This window comes from Pseudomonas sp. C6002, from assembly GCF_013385805.1.
GTDB lineage: Bacteria > Pseudomonadota > Gammaproteobacteria > Pseudomonadales > Pseudomonadaceae > Aquipseudomonas.
The window spans coordinates 453,644-466,763 of sequence record NZ_JACAPH010000030.1; the positions used below are offsets into that span (position 1 = coordinate 453,644).

Below are 13,120 nucleotides of genomic sequence, written 5' to 3' on the forward strand. Positions count from 1 at the left end.
TCGGGTTCGTGCTCCCTGAACCTGAGCTGCATGAAGTGGGGGTTCTGAAGTGGGCCGCGGGTGGGCGGAGTATTATGTTTACTCTGTTACATGAAACCAGCGGCGCGATGATTCACCCCGTCATCCGGGCGCGCCTTTGCTATCACTTTCGGAATGCAATTTATGACAGATCCCAGCCGTGCACAGGTGCCTTATGCCTGCTGCATGGAAACGCCATCGCTGATCAGCAATTTTTTGCGATACCCGCCGGCGGGCTTCACTGCCCAGCTGTCAGCACAGGGACTGCCGTACTTTTTCACCCGGTTCGACCTGCAGACCACCGCCGACGATGAGCTGCGTAGCCGCCTGCGCAGTTGGCCGGGGTACCGTTTGTGGCAGTCATGGCTGCATATCGACACCTGTTTTATCGGCACCACGGTCAGCGAATATTCCCCGTTCCCGCTGAACGTACCGCCACAGGACATGGCGCAATGGCTGCAACAGGAGTGTGCACCGCAACGCAAGCTCACCATCGTCAAGGATGTGCCGCTGGATTCTCCGCTGCTCAGCGTTGAGGACAATCGCTACGCACACGCGTTGATCGAGGCCTGCACCCAGCGCGGATTCATCAATGTAGAGGGCCAGGCGCTGGCCTATGTACCGATCGACTTCAGCTCGACGGATGAGTATCTGTCGCGGTTGTCCCACAGCCGTCGCCGCAATATCCGCCGCAAGCTACGCAGCCGTGATGAGCTGCGCATCGAGATCCTGGACACCGGCGATGCCCGCTTCAGCGATGAGCAATGGCAGCAGGAACTGTATCGGCTGTACAAGGCGGTGTACGCACAGAGCGAAATCCACTTCGACTTGCTCACGCCCGAATTCTTCATCCAGTTGCTCACCGATGCCGACAGCGGCGGGCATGTGTTCTGCTACTGGGACGAGGACGAACTGGTTGGCTATAACCTGTGCTACCAGCAAGACGGCAAGTTGCTCGACAAGTACATCGGCCTGAACTACCCGCTGGCGCTGGAGCACAACCTGTACTTCGTCAGCTGGTTTGTGAACCTGGAGTTCGCCCTGGAAAAGGGCCTGCAGTTTTATGTCGCGGGGTGGACCGACCCACAGGTCAAGTCCAGCCTCGGCGCCAAGTTCACGTTTACCCGCCATCTGGTGTGGGTGAGGAACCCGCTGCTGCGCAAAGTGATGAACCGTTTCCGGCACCATTTTGAAAGCGATACCCAGTGGCAGCAGGAGCAAACCGCATGAGCCAGGCCCGTCCCGCATTGATCCTCGATTTTGACGGGGCCGTGAATAACATTCCCGGCGCCCTTACCCTGCCGTTGCAAGCCTGGCAGGAGAAGATCCGTTTCGGCTGCCGCTGGGCGCAGTTCAAGGAGCTGGAGAACGCCCTGCACGCGCAGATGCCCAGCGATTACGGCTGTGTGTTTACCGGCAGCGGTGATTATCACCACCTCAGCCAGCTGTTGTTGAACCGTCTTCCCACCCAGCAAAAGATCCAGCTGATCATTTGCGATAACCACCCGGACAACATGCGTTATCCGTTTGGTATCCATTGTGGGTCCTGGGTCTACTGGGCCAGCCGCCTGCCGCAGGTCGAGCACGTTCACGTGCTGGGCATTGGCTCGCCGGACATTTCCCTCAAGCACGCCTGGGAGAATCACTGGTCGCCGCTGGTGAAACGCAAGTTGACCTACTGGAACACCAACGTCGATACCCGCTGGTTGAACTGGATCGGCGCAGGCCGCAGCAATCGTGCATTCACCAGCGCGGACGAGTTGATGAGCGCGTTCCTGGCGCAGCTCGACCCTTCGCTGCCGGTGTATCTCTCGATCGACAAAGACGTGCTGAGCCCGCAGGTGGTGAATACCAACTGGGACCAGGGCGAGTTTCTGGAGAAGCATTTGAATGCGCTGATCGATGCCTGCCACGGCAGCATTATTGGCGCGGACATTACCGGCGACGTGTCCGCCTACCACTACCAGAGCAAGTTCAAGCGCTGGCTGAGTGCGTCGGATGGCCAGGAAGAGCTGCCGGAGAACCAGGTGGTGATCTGGCAACAGCAGCAGAATGAGCTGAATGCGCGCTTGTTGACCCGTATCGATCAAAGCTGGGCCTAGCGTTTAAGAATCCGCCGCAGATGATCCAGCACTTGCTCGAACAGCTCGTCCGTCAGCCAGTGGCTATTGCTGATCGACAGTGTCTGGGCGGCGAAGCTTTGCGCGCGGGGGATATCGGCGCCTTGCTGTAACAGCGGGGTGAGTGCCGGGTAGCCCGGCAATACGTGGATGAACAGGCGGGTCACGCCCAGGCCTGCCGTCCACAGCTGCGCCATCGCGGTATCGCGGGTTTGTGCGCTGGGCATCACCACCATCAAGAACGGCCAGGTGCCTTGCTGGCCCGGGCTGTCGGTCAACACCGACACGCCGGGCAAGCTGCTCAGCTGCGCCACGCGACGCAAGGCCCGCAGGCGGCCTTGCTGCAAATGCTCGGGCAAGCGTGCCAGGGCTGCGGCGCCGACCTTCTGGCGATAGCCGCCCAACCGGTGCAACGGAATATCGTTGACGGAAAAATCATCGCCCACCGCCGCCACTTCATCGCCCCGCGCCAGCGCCGCCCGCAGCGGTTTGCCGTACACGTACTTCAGCCCGCGGGGCTGATACGCCGCGGCATAGCCCCACAGCTCGGCGCTGCGTTGCACTTCCCAGCGCAGGCTGAAGGGCAAGTCCTGCCGGCATTGCTGGTGCAACGCCTGATGCAGCGCCGGATCCCGGCTGAACAACACACCGCCTTCAGCCGTCGTCAGGCCTTTGCCCAGTGCCATGCTGAAAAAGCCGATGTCGCCTTTCAGTCCGACGCTTTTTCCATCATCCAGTGCGCCCATGGCTTGGGCGGCGTCTTCGATCACCGCAATGCCGAGTGGCTCGGCAATGAGCTTGGCAGCCTCCACATCCGCCACACGCCCGGCCAGGTGAGTGACGACGATCGCCAAGGTGTTTTGGTTGCACAGCTGCGCCAGCTGGTGTTCGTCCAGGTCGATGCTGCCGGGCTGCAGATCGCACGCTACCACGCGCAAAGGCGGGCAGTGATGGGCCGCCAGGGCCACCAGCGGGCAGGTATAGGCCGGCACGATAAGCTCGGTGCGCCCCGGCGTGCGCTGCTGCAACACCCGCAGCGCCATGATCAGCGCGGCGGTGCCGGAGCAGGGCAGGGCCGGCAGCGGGATGTCGAGCTGTCGGGCCAGGTCGCGGGCCAGGTCGCCCGAGCGGTTGAACAAGTCCTGCCAGCGCAGGGGAAGCCCCGCCGTTGGCGGAATCTCCCGCTGGCTGACAACGGGCGTCATGACGCCAGCGTCTGCGAGGGTTCGGCCTCGACGGTCTTGCTTTCTTTGTCTTCGCTGCGCGCCAGGCACAGTATGCCCGCGATAATCAGCGCGCCACCGACGATTTTGGGCAGGGTAAGGGTGTCGTTGAACAGCCAGACGGAGATCAGCGTCACGCTGATCAGCTCCAGGTGTGACGCCGCAAACGCCGGGCCCACCGGGGCGTATTTCAACAGCGTCATCCAGGTGAAAAACGCGCCGATGTAGCCCACGAATGCGCCGTAGATCCATGGCGCACCGAACACGCGGATCAACCAGGCGGCGTCCATCGTCAGCGGTTCGGCATGAATCGAGGCGAACTTGAAACTGACCTGCGCCAAGGTATCGAAAATGATCAGCGACAGAAAACCCAGGATATAAAACCGTTTCATTACTCGAACCCCACGACGGTCACGCCACAGGCGATCAGCATGATGCCGATCAACCGCCATTTGCTCAGGCTTTCCTTGAACAGGAAACGCCCGGCAATCATGATCACGACAATATTGATGGAGCCCAGCATCACCCCGACCGACAACGGCACCAGTGTCAGGAAGGCCAGCCACAGCACGAATTCGAACACATAGCAGATGATGCCCAGCCAGATCCACGGACGCTTGAGCATATGGCGCCAGTGGGCCATGCCGTCATGCTCGGCGCTGGCTGAGGCTGCGGCTTTGAACGCCAACTGGCCGGACGTATCAACGATGACGTTGAGTATCCAGAGGATGATGGTTAATTGGCTCATGTGTTCCCGTGTCGTCTGCTTGTACGGCTAGTTGCTTACGATACAGGAGCGTGCCGATACAGTTGTTCGAGTTTGTCGAACGAACAGCGTCTGTTCAGCTTGCCGAGTCAGGGTGGAGACGTTTCCCCGTTCCACTCGCAATAACAGCCGACCGCCAGGGTGTGGGTCGCATTGACCTCGCGTCCGCCTTCGAGGGCTTGCAGGATGGGCTCGATAAAGCTGTTGCTGGAGTTACACGTCAACCCTTCACTGTAGGGCCCGAAATACGCCAGCTTGCCGCTGCGGTCCCAGATGCCCACGGCAGGGCTGGCCGGCAGATGCTGGGCACCGGGCACTGCCTTGAGGGCCTTCATCGAGCCCAGGGTGGCGGGCAACTGGCCGTGGCTGCCGGCTTTCTGCAGGGAATAGAACTCCACGCCCTGGGGGGCGTACTGCTCGATCAACTCGCCAAGGTGCTGCTGGTTGCCGACATTGCACGGGCAGGCGGGGTCCCAGAAGTGCACCAGGCGGATCGGGCCCGGGCCGGCAAGCTCGGCCGGCAGGCTCAGGCTGTCACCGGAAAACACCGCCGTATGCTCACTGAATGCCCGCAGGTAGCGTCCCTGGAACCAGTCATACGCCGCCCACAACACCCCGGCGCAAATGATCACGATCAGGCTGGCGAAGAGGGTGGTGCGGTAGGGCTGTCGCATTTGGATCAATCCTCGGAGGACGCGTAGCTTGCCATGCTTGCCCTGACAGATGAATATCGCGGCTCGATATTCATCTGTTCAATGCGTTGAAGCCACAGTCTGGAAGTTCTTATGCCCGTTACGTTTGACCCTGATCATCTACGCGAAAGCTTGCGCCCACTGGTGGACGCGCAGCCGCTTTCAGCCGAGGCCCGGGTCTACCAGCGCTTCTACGGCCTGGACCTCGCTGCCCGCAAGGTGCCCGCGACAAGCCGCCTGGGGCGGTTTGCGGTGGATGGGTTCGACGTGGTCTGCCAGGTGTGGTGGCCACCGGTGCCGGTGGCGACGATGTTCATGTTCCATGGCTTCTACGACCATATGGGCCTGTACCGGCATGCCGTGGACTGGGCGCTGGACCAGGGTTTTGTGGTGATCGCCTGCGACTTGCCGGGCCATGGCCTGTCCAGCGGCGAGCGGGCCAGCATTGATGACTTTGCGGTGTACCAGGACGTGGTGCAGGCGTTGTTTGAACAGGCCAGGGCGCTGCAATTGCCGCAGCCGTGGCACTTGTTCGGGCAAAGCACCGGCGGCGCGATTGTGGTGGATCACCTGCTTAGCCATGGCGTCGACAGCCCGGCCCAGGGCAAGACGTTCCTGTTGTCACCGCTGGTGCGGCCCCGCGCCTGGGGTTGGTCGCAGCTCAGCTATTACCTGCTCCGGCCGTTCGTCAAAGGCATTGCCCGGCGCTTCAGCGATAACACCAACGACCCGCAGTTCAAGCCGTTCCTGGAGGCCGACCCATTGCAGCCACGGCAGTTGCCGACTGCCTGGGTGGGCGCCCTGGCGCGCTGGATCAAACGTGTTGAAGCGGCGCCACGCAGCACGCGGCGGCCGTTGATCGTGCAGGGTGAGGAAGACATGACGGTGGACTGGCAGCACAACCTGAACGTGCTGCGCAGCAAGTTCGACCAGCCGGAGGTGTTGATGCTGCCGCGCGGCAGGCATCACTTGGCGAATGAGATTCCGGAGATTCGGCAGCAATACTTCGGGTTTCTCACCGACCACCTGAAATAACGCAATCCAAATGTGGGGGCGGGCTTGCTCGCGAAGGCGGTCGATCAGTTAGCATAACCAGTGACTGGCACACCGTCTTCGCGAGCAAGCCCGCTCCCACAGGGTTACTGCGCCAGGCTCGAGGTGCTTTGGCCGACCGCCAGCCCGGCGCGAATCGCCGCCAGTGCCGCCTTGTAGTACGCCTTGCCCTCCGGCGACTCCGCGAACGTCGCGAACTCTTCCAGCTCCGGGTCGGACAAATCCCGGTAGACGTACAACAGCGTGTTGTTCAGATCATTGCCGATCTGCTGCATCAGGCGCTCACGCTGGCCGTTCAACATGCCCTGCGCCTGGCCGCCGCCCAACAGCCCGGGGATCATCTGGCTCAAGCTGTCGGCCGCCACGCCGGCAATCGCCAGGCTGACTTCAGCCCCGGCTTCCCGCGCAGGCAAGGCCTGGGCCAGGTGGCCGATGATCAGGCTGCGGGTGGCATCGGCTTCCATGTGCGGCAAGCCCTGGGCGTTCTTCGCCAGCTGATCGCGGCGGGTGGCCAGCAACTCGGCGGCGACAATCTTGCGGCCCAGCGGCGACTGGAAGAAGGCCAGTGCCGGCTTAGGGTCCGCCAAATTCTTGCGCAGTTGCGCTTCGGCTCGCCGGTCTACCGACTGGGGCGCGAAGCGTTTATTGCTGTTGTCCACCAGCGCCTGATACACCGCCGGCGGCAGGCTGTTGCGGTAGCGTTGCTGGGCGGCACTGAGGGCGTCATTAAAATGCGCGCGCTGGTCTGCCCAGCCGGCGACCTTGTACAACTGGTCATGGCTGTCTGCCCAGGCGGGCAAAACGCAGAACATCAGCAAGGAAAAAAACAAACGACGCATATGGACTCCTGTCAGTCGGCCACTATTGTCCGTGTCGGGCGTAGGATTTGTCGAGAAATCCTATCGGTCACCTGACTAAAGTGTATTCAGACGCTCGGCGGCTCTGTCGGATTCACAGGCGTATGGATACTATGCGCGCCATGCCCATACCCTCCGATCACCCGCTGCTGTTACGCATTGTCGATGACCTGGCCGCACAAGGCTGGTCGCAGCAGAATATCTTCCTGCCCGAGGCTCTGACCCTCGAACTGGCGGCTGAGTGCCAAAAACGCGCCGCCGAAGGTGAATTGGCGCCCGCGGCGGTCGGACGGGGGCCTTCCCAGGAGATTCGCGAGGGCATCCGGGGTGACCATATCCAGTGGCTGGAGCCGGGCGAGGTGGTGGCCTGCGATAACTACCTGGAGCTGATGGACAGCCTGCGGGTGGCGATGAACCGTGGCCTGTTCCTGGGCCTGGAAGACTTCGAAAGCCACTTCGCGATGTACCCGCCGGGGGCGTTTTACCTCAAGCATGTGGACCGTTTTCGCGATGACGACCGGCGCATGGTGTCGGCAGTGATCTACTTGAACAACGCCTGGCTGCCGGAACATGGCGGCCAGTTGCGCATGTACCTCAAGGGCGACGTCGAATACGATGTGGTGCCCACCGGCGGTTGCCTGGTGGTATTCCTGTCGGGGGAAATTCCCCATGAAGTCATGCCCGCCACCCGCGAACGCCTGTCCCTCACCGGCTGGTTTCGCCGGCGGGGCAACGAGCCGTTTTGATGATGCAAAAGATTCTGGTCAGCCGCTGCCTGCTGGGGCACCGGGTACGCTACGACGGAGGGGCCAGCGGGCCTTTCGACCAACTGGCCGCGTGGCAGGCCGAAGGCCGGGTGGTTGCCGTGTGCCCGGAAGTGGCGGGTGGCTTGCCGACGCCACGGCCGTCTGCCGAAATCCCGGGCGGGCAGGGGATTGACGTGTGGGAAGGCCGCGCCCAGGTGCTGACGGCCCAGGGGGAAGACTTCAGCGAAGCCTTCCTCGATGGCGCCCGCCAGGCATTGGCGCTGGTACAGCGTCACAATATCCGCGTCGCCGTACTCAAGGCCAACAGCCCGTCGTGCGGCAATCTGCTGACCTATGACGGTACCTTCACCGGCGTAAAGGTCACCGGCGAAGGCGTGACGGCGGCGTTGCTCAAGCGCCATGGGGTACTGGTGTTCAGTGAGCTGGAGTTGCCTGAAGCGGCAGTGGCCCTGGCAAAATGCTCAAGCCCGACATAGATCAACATGTGGGGCGGGCTTGCTCGCGAAAGCGCAGTGTCAGTCACCCGATGCTCAAGCCGAGCCACCGCATTCGCGAGCAAGCCCGCTCCCACATTGACCGAGTCGTTTATTCGGCCTTTTTCACCGGCTTGCTCGCATCCATCCCGAACCACTTCTCCGACAGCGCCGCCAGCTGGCCATCGGCCTTCACTCGTTGCAGGGCCTTGTCCAGGCTGGCCTTGAACGCCGGGTTACCCTTCTGGAACGGAATCGCCAGGCTTAGCGTCGGGCCGACGTCTGCGCCTTCCTTCACCGGCAGCTGGCTGTCGCGAATCGCGTAGGGAATCAGCAGCCGATCACTGATGGCGGCATCGATCTGTTGATCGGCAACGTCCTTGATCGGCTGCCTGGCATCGGCATAGCTGCGCAAATCAACGCCCTCGGCGGTGCGCGCCTGCTCCACAAACTGGCTGCCCTGGGCCACGCCCAACGCCTTGCCCTTGAGCGCCGCAAAGCTGCCCAACGGGCGCTGTTCCTGCTTGCGCACGATCAGCTGTGCGCTGGAGTAGCTGTAGGGCTCGCTGAAGTCGAAACGATCCGCCAGTTCAGGAGTCATAGCGATATGGTTGATGGCCACGTCGTACTTGGCGCTTTCCACGCCGGGCAGCAACTCGGCGGCATCGACAGTGATAAAGGAGGGGCGTACGTCCATTTCCTTGGCCAGCAACTCACCCAGCTCCACTTCAAAACCGGTGAGTTTGTCGCCTTCCTTGAAGTTGAAGGGCGGGGTGTTGGCTTCCATTGCGATGCGCAGTTCCCCGCGGTCAAATACATCGTCGATCAGTTCGGCATGGGCCAAGGGACTTGCAAGGGGCAGTAAAAGTAACAGGCCAGGCAGGAAACGCATGGTCGCTCCTAAAGAATTCGAATGAGCGAAGCGTTGTTCAGGCTCGCTTTGCTATGGTGTTGAATGCCTTGGACAGCAATTTGTCGCGAAGTTGTCATAACCCTACAGATTTCCCGGAAAAACTGGAGAAGTGAATGAAAGCCTTTTTGACCCGTGCAACCCTGGCCAGCCTATTGCTGGGCGCTTCGATGCTGGCGACCGCTGCTGATGGCATCCCGCGCAGCGCTCCACCAGAAGGTGCCAAAGTGTTCATCGTGTCGCCCAAAGATGGCGCCACCGTCGATAAAACCTTCACCGTGAAATTCGGCATGGAAGGCCTGAAACTGGCCCCGGCCACCAGTCAGGATCCGGGCACCGGCCACCACCACCTGCTGATCGACCAGAAAGAATTGCCGGATGCCAGCGTGCCGATCCCGGCCACCGATACCGTGATCCACTACGGCAAGGCACAGACCGAAACCGAGCTGACCCTCACCCCAGGCAAGCACACGCTGCAACTGGTAGCCGGCGACAAACTGCACATGCAGTTCAACCCGACTGTAGCCTCGAAAGTCATCACGGTTAACGTCAAGTAAGATTTGTTCAGACAAAAAAAGGGAGACCCGAGGGTCTCCCTTTTTTATGCGCGTTTAACGATTAGAACAACACGCGGCTACGGATAGTGCCGTTGATGTGTTGCAGCTTCTCTTGCGCCAGGTCCGAATACTCGGCGTCTACGTCGATAACCACGTAGCCGACTTTCTCGTTGGTCTGCAGGAACTGACCGGAAATGTTGATGCCGTTTTCCGCGAAGACCTTGTTGATCTCCATCATCACGCCAGGGATGTTCTGGTGGATGTGCAGCAGACGGTGCTTGCCAGGGTGCGCCGGCAGAGCCACTTCCGGGAAGTTGACCGAGGACACCGACGTACCGTTGTCGCTGTACTTGACCAGTTTCTCCGACACTTCCAGGCCGATGTTGGCTTGGGCTTCAGCGGTGGAGCCGCCGATGTGCGGGGTCAGGATCACGTTGTCCAGGCCACGCAGCGGGCTTTCGAAGATGTCGTCGTTAGAGCGCGGCTCTACCGGGAACACGTCGATGGCGGCGCCGATCAGGTGCTTGTCCTTGATCGCGTCGGCCAGGGCGTCCAGCTCGACCACGGTGCCGCGTGCAGCGTTGATCAGGATCCCGCCCTTCTTGATGGCGCGGATTTCCTTCTCGCCGATCATCCACTGGGTCTCAGCGGTTTCCGGTACGTGCAGGGTCACGATGTCGGACATGCCCAGCAGCTCGGTCAGGCTCGACACCTGGGTGGCGTTGCCCAATGGCAGCTTGGTCAGGGTGTCGTAGAAGAACACCTGCATGCCCAGGCCTTCGGCCAGTACCGACAACTGCGTGCCGATCGAGCCGTAACCGACGATACCCAGCTTCTTGCCGCGGATTTCGAAGGAGTTGGCTGCGCTCTTGATCCAGCCACCACGGTGGCAGGAAGCGTTCTTCTCGGGAATACCGCGCAGCAACAGGATCGCCTCGGCCAATACCAGCTCAGCAACGGAGCGGGTGTTGGAGTACGGTGCGTTGAACACCGCGATGCCGCGCTCGCGCGCTGCGTTGAGGTCGACCTGGTTGGTGCCGATGCAGAAACAGCCGACAGCTACCAACTTCTTGGCGTGATCGAAGATCTCTTCGGTCAGCTGAGTGCGGGAGCGAATGCCGATAAAGTGCGCGTCGGCGATCTTTTCCTTGAGCTGGGCTTCCGGCAGAGAACTGGTGATGTACTCAATGCTGGTGTACCCGGCGGCCTTCAGGACTTCGACGGCCGATGGGTGGACGCCTTCCAGAAGAAGGAACTTGATCTTGCTCTTATCGAGAGAAGTCTTGCTCATCTGCGTAAACCTGTATCCCGGAGAAAAATGGCAGGGAATCGGATCACGTAAGCTGACCCGGACGGCAGGAAAGCCGTCACCGCAGAACGCCCTTGGGCACTATCCTGCGGGGGCGGTATGCTAGCATACGTGCCCCGCTAAACACCCATTCCTGCGACGTGAAGCGTTCTCAGGATGACCATGAATTGTTCGAGAGTTCTGTCGATGACCCATCCTGCCCTGATTGATGAGCTGAAGACCCTGGTTGAGCCTGGCAAGGTCCTGACCGATGCTGACTCCCTTGAGGCTTATGGCAAGGACTGGACCAAGCATTTCGCGCCGGCCCCGGTGGCCATCGTCTTCCCGAAGACCACCGAGCAGGTGCAGGCCATCGTCCGTTGGGCCAATGAGCACAAGGTCGCGCTGGTGCCGTCCGGTGGCCGTACCGGCCTGTCGGCCGCTGCCGTCGCTGCGAATGGCGAAGTGGTTGTGTCGTTCGACTATATGAACCAGATCCTCGACGTAAACCTCACCGACCGCACCGCCGTGTGCCAGCCGGGCGTGGTCACCAAGCAATTGCAGAACGTCGCCGAAGAAAAAGGCCTGTACTACCCGGTGGATTTCGCCTCGTCGGGTTCCAGCCAGATTGGCGGCAATATCGGCACCAATGCCGGCGGAATCAAGGTCATTCGCTACGGCATGACCCGTAACTGGGTGGCCGGCATGAAAGTCGTCACCGGCAAGGGCGACCTGCTGGAGTTGAACAAAGACCTGATCAAGAACGCCACCGGCTACGACATGCGCCAGCTGTTCATCGGCGCTGAAGGCACCCTGGGCTTTGTGGTCGAAGCGACCATGCGCCTGGACCGGGCGCCGAAAAACCTCACCGCCATGGTGCTCGGCACCACCGATTTCGACTCGATCATGCCGGTGTTGCACGCCTTCCAGAGCAAGCTGGACCTGACCGCCTTCGAATTCTTTTCCGACAAGGCCCTGGCTAAAGTCCTCGGTCGTGGCGACGTGCCGGCGCCGTTCGAATCCGACTGCCCGTTCTACGCGCTGCTGGAATTTGAAGCGACCACCGAAGAAGTGGCCAACGATGCCCTGGCCACGTTCGAACACTGCGTCGAGCAGGGCTGGGTGCTGGACGGCGTGATGAGCCAGAGCGAAACCCAACTGCACAACCTGTGGAAGCTGCGCGAGTACATCTCCGAGACCATCTCCCACTGGACGCCGTACAAGAACGACATTTCGGTGACTGTGTCGAAAGTGCCAGCCTTCCTGAAGGAAATCGACGCGATTGTCGGCGAACACTACCCGGACTTCGAAATCGTCTGGTTCGGCCACATCGGCGACGGCAACCTGCACCTGAACATTCTCAAGCCGGAAAACCTGAGCAAGGACGAGTTCTTCGCCAAGTGCGCCACCGTCAACAAGTGGGTGTTCGAGACCGTGCAGAAGTACAACGGCTCGATCTCCGCCGAACACGGCGTGGGCATGACCAAGCGCGATTACCTGACCTACAGCCGTTCGCCGGTTGAAATTGAATACATGAAGGCAGTGAAAGCGGTGTTCGACCCGAACGGGATCATGAACCCGGGCAAGATTTTCGCTGTTTAACAGTCCCTGAAGGAGTCGGTCCATGAGCTACCAGCACAAGTATGTCGACGGCACCAATATTCACTTTCCCCTGGGGAAGGTGGTGTGCATCGGGCGTAACTACGCCGAACACGCCAAGGAACTGGATAACCCGGTACCGACCGAGCCGCTGCTGTTTATCAAGCCTGGCAGTTGCGTAGTGGCACTGGAAGGCGGTTTTGCCATCCCTACCGAGCGCGGTTCGGTGCATTACGAAGCGGAAATCGCGGTGTTGATCGGCAAGCCGTTGTCGGCCAAACCGAGCCGCGAGGAAGTGCTGGACGCCATCTCCGGCTTCGCCCCGGCCCTGGACCTGACCCTGCGGGACAAACAGGCCGAGCTGAAAGCCAAGGGCTTGCCGTGGGAAATCGCCAAGTCGTTTGATGGCGCGGCGGTGATTGCCCCGTTCGTGGTCGGCAGCACTTTCCCGGATGTGACGGATATCGGCATCCGCCTGACCATCAACGGCGAAGTGCGCCAGGACGGCAACAGCGCGATCATGCTCAACCCGATCATCCCGATGATCCAGTACATGGCCGGCTGCTTCTCGTTGCAGGCCGGGGATGTGATCCTCACCGGTACGCCGGCAGGCGTTGGCCCGCTGAATGTGGGTGACGAGCTGGTGCTGGAATTGCCGGGTGTGAGCCGCTTCGAAAGCAGCGTTCGCTGAATACCTGGCGAAACGCGGTCAAAAATGTGGGAGCGGGCTTGCTCGCGAAAGCGGTGTATCAGTGACAGATTCAGTGACTGATACTCCGCATTCGCGAGCAAGCCCG

15 protein-coding genes are annotated in these 13,120 nt (G+C 61.0%); 8 read left to right on the forward strand and 7 right to left on the reverse strand.

Annotated elements, in window-relative coordinates; genetic code table 11:
- The first annotated feature begins 162 nt into the window (after positions 1-162).
- Positions 163-1,248, forward strand: coding sequence for a GNAT family N-acetyltransferase (locus HX817_RS21795; protein WP_177041145.1), 1,086 nt, complete (start codon positions 163-165; stop codon positions 1,246-1,248).
- Positions 1,245-2,120: a hypothetical protein gene (locus HX817_RS21800; protein ID WP_177020263.1), complete on the forward strand. Its 876-nt coding sequence runs from the start codon at positions 1,245-1,247 to the stop codon at positions 2,118-2,120. Before HX817_RS21795 ends, HX817_RS21800 begins: the two co-directional genes overlap by 4 nt.
- Here HX817_RS21800 and HX817_RS21805 read toward each other — a convergent pair.
- The 4 genes from HX817_RS21805 to HX817_RS21820 form a co-directional block, all read right to left on the reverse strand.
- Entirely contained in the window at positions 2,117-3,343 is a 1,227-nt protein-coding gene (locus tag HX817_RS21805; RefSeq protein WP_177041147.1) for a DegT/DnrJ/EryC1/StrS family aminotransferase, read from the reverse strand. The two genes, HX817_RS21800 and HX817_RS21805, sit on opposite strands and share 4 nt — an antisense overlap.
- Positions 3,340-3,753: a multidrug efflux SMR transporter gene (locus HX817_RS21810; RefSeq protein WP_008438917.1), complete on the reverse strand. Its 414-nt coding sequence runs from the start codon at positions 3,751-3,753 to the stop codon at positions 3,340-3,342. The genes HX817_RS21805 and HX817_RS21810 overlap by 4 nt, the downstream gene beginning before the upstream one ends.
- Positions 3,753-4,109 carry an EamA family transporter gene (locus HX817_RS21815; protein WP_003213864.1) on the reverse strand — a complete coding sequence of 119 codons (357 nt, stop codon included), beginning with the start codon at positions 4,107-4,109 and terminating at the stop codon, positions 3,753-3,755. Before HX817_RS21815 ends, HX817_RS21810 begins: the two co-directional genes overlap by 1 nt.
- A 107-nt stretch (positions 4,110-4,216) precedes the next feature.
- Positions 4,217-4,801: a DUF6436 domain-containing protein gene (locus HX817_RS21820; protein WP_003213861.1), complete on the reverse strand. Its 585-nt coding sequence runs from the start codon at positions 4,799-4,801 to the stop codon at positions 4,217-4,219.
- 111 nt (positions 4,802-4,912) lie between these two features.
- Here HX817_RS21820 and HX817_RS21825 point away from each other — a divergent pair, with 111 nt between their 5' ends.
- A complete protein-coding gene (locus tag HX817_RS21825; protein ID WP_177041149.1) occupies positions 4,913-5,854 on the forward strand; it encodes an alpha/beta hydrolase in 942 nt (313 codons plus the stop codon).
- A 104-nt stretch (positions 5,855-5,958) separates the two neighbouring features.
- Here HX817_RS21825 and HX817_RS21830 read toward each other — a convergent pair whose 3' ends face one another.
- Positions 5,959-6,711, reverse strand: a complete 753-nt coding sequence (locus tag HX817_RS21830; protein WP_177041151.1) for a DUF2059 domain-containing protein — start codon at positions 6,709-6,711, stop codon at positions 5,959-5,961.
- 131 nt (positions 6,712-6,842) lie between these two features.
- Here HX817_RS21830 and HX817_RS21835 point away from each other — a divergent pair, with 131 nt between their 5' ends.
- Both HX817_RS21835 and HX817_RS21840 read left to right on the forward strand, forming a co-directional pair.
- A complete protein-coding gene (locus HX817_RS21835; RefSeq protein WP_003213854.1) occupies positions 6,843-7,475 on the forward strand; it encodes a 2OG-Fe(II) oxygenase in 633 nt (210 codons plus the stop codon).
- A 2-nt stretch (positions 7,476-7,477) separates the two neighbouring features.
- Positions 7,478-7,972 carry a DUF523 domain-containing protein gene (locus HX817_RS21840; RefSeq protein ID WP_043226180.1) on the forward strand — a complete coding sequence of 165 codons (495 nt, stop codon included), beginning with the start codon at positions 7,478-7,480 and terminating at the stop codon, positions 7,970-7,972.
- Between the two features lie 109 nt (positions 7,973-8,081).
- Here the strand turns inward: HX817_RS21840 and HX817_RS21845 are convergent, their stop codons facing one another.
- Entirely contained in the window at positions 8,082-8,861 is a 780-nt protein-coding gene (locus HX817_RS21845) for a transporter substrate-binding domain-containing protein (protein ID WP_177041153.1), read from the reverse strand.
- Between the two features lie 134 nt (positions 8,862-8,995).
- Between HX817_RS21845 and HX817_RS21850 the strand changes: the two genes are divergently transcribed.
- Positions 8,996-9,436 (forward strand): DUF4399 domain-containing protein, encoded by a 441-nt coding sequence (locus HX817_RS21850; protein ID WP_003213848.1) that lies wholly within the window; start codon positions 8,996-8,998, stop codon positions 9,434-9,436.
- Positions 9,437-9,497: 61 nt separating this feature from the next.
- Here the strand turns inward: HX817_RS21850 and serA are convergent, their stop codons facing one another.
- Positions 9,498-10,727: a phosphoglycerate dehydrogenase gene (gene serA, locus HX817_RS21855; RefSeq protein WP_003213846.1), complete on the reverse strand. Its 1,230-nt coding sequence runs from the start codon at positions 10,725-10,727 to the stop codon at positions 9,498-9,500.
- A gap of 204 nt (positions 10,728-10,931) precedes the next feature.
- Here serA and HX817_RS21860 point away from each other — a divergent pair, with 204 nt between their 5' ends.
- Both HX817_RS21860 and HX817_RS21865 read left to right on the forward strand, forming a co-directional pair.
- Positions 10,932-12,326, forward strand: coding sequence for an FAD-binding oxidoreductase (locus HX817_RS21860; RefSeq protein ID WP_003213844.1), 1,395 nt, complete (start codon positions 10,932-10,934; stop codon positions 12,324-12,326).
- A gap of 22 nt (positions 12,327-12,348) precedes the next feature.
- Positions 12,349-13,014 (forward strand): fumarylacetoacetate hydrolase family protein, encoded by a 666-nt coding sequence (locus HX817_RS21865; protein WP_003213842.1) that lies wholly within the window; start codon positions 12,349-12,351, stop codon positions 13,012-13,014.
- Positions 13,015-13,120 lie beyond the last annotated feature (106 nt).

What these genes read in the sequence shown, in the direction of transcription:
- HX817_RS21805 (WP_177041147.1), bottom strand. Translation starts at nt 3,343, where the DNA reads ATGACGCCCGTTGTCAGCCAGCGGGAGATTCCGCCAACGGCGGGGCTT.
- HX817_RS21810 (WP_008438917.1), bottom strand. Translation starts at nt 3,753, where the DNA reads ATGAAACGGTTTTATATCCTGGGTTTTCTGTCGCTGATCATTTTCGAT.
- HX817_RS21840 (WP_043226180.1), top strand. Translation starts at nt 7,478, where the DNA reads ATGCAAAAGATTCTGGTCAGCCGCTGCCTGCTGGGGCACCGGGTACGC.
- HX817_RS21865 (WP_003213842.1), top strand. Translation starts at nt 12,349, where the DNA reads ATGAGCTACCAGCACAAGTATGTCGACGGCACCAATATTCACTTTCCC.
- HX817_RS21815 (WP_003213864.1), bottom strand. Translation starts at nt 4,109, where the DNA reads ATGAGCCAATTAACCATCATCCTCTGGATACTCAACGTCATCGTTGAT.
- HX817_RS21830 (WP_177041151.1), bottom strand. Translation starts at nt 6,711, where the DNA reads ATGCGTCGTTTGTTTTTTTCCTTGCTGATGTTCTGCGTTTTGCCCGCC.
- HX817_RS21820 (WP_003213861.1), bottom strand. Translation starts at nt 4,801, where the DNA reads ATGCGACAGCCCTACCGCACCACCCTCTTCGCCAGCCTGATCGTGATC.
- serA (WP_003213846.1), bottom strand. Translation starts at nt 10,727, where the DNA reads ATGAGCAAGACTTCTCTCGATAAGAGCAAGATCAAGTTCCTTCTTCTG.
- HX817_RS21850 (WP_003213848.1), top strand. Translation starts at nt 8,996, where the DNA reads ATGAAAGCCTTTTTGACCCGTGCAACCCTGGCCAGCCTATTGCTGGGC.
- HX817_RS21825 (WP_177041149.1), top strand. Translation starts at nt 4,913, where the DNA reads ATGCCCGTTACGTTTGACCCTGATCATCTACGCGAAAGCTTGCGCCCA.
- HX817_RS21800 (WP_177020263.1), top strand. Translation starts at nt 1,245, where the DNA reads ATGAGCCAGGCCCGTCCCGCATTGATCCTCGATTTTGACGGGGCCGTG.
- HX817_RS21795 (WP_177041145.1), top strand. Translation starts at nt 163, where the DNA reads ATGACAGATCCCAGCCGTGCACAGGTGCCTTATGCCTGCTGCATGGAA.
- HX817_RS21845 (WP_177041153.1), bottom strand. Translation starts at nt 8,861, where the DNA reads ATGCGTTTCCTGCCTGGCCTGTTACTTTTACTGCCCCTTGCAAGTCCC.
- HX817_RS21835 (WP_003213854.1), top strand. Translation starts at nt 6,843, where the DNA reads ATGCGCGCCATGCCCATACCCTCCGATCACCCGCTGCTGTTACGCATT.
- HX817_RS21860 (WP_003213844.1), top strand. Translation starts at nt 10,932, where the DNA reads ATGACCCATCCTGCCCTGATTGATGAGCTGAAGACCCTGGTTGAGCCT.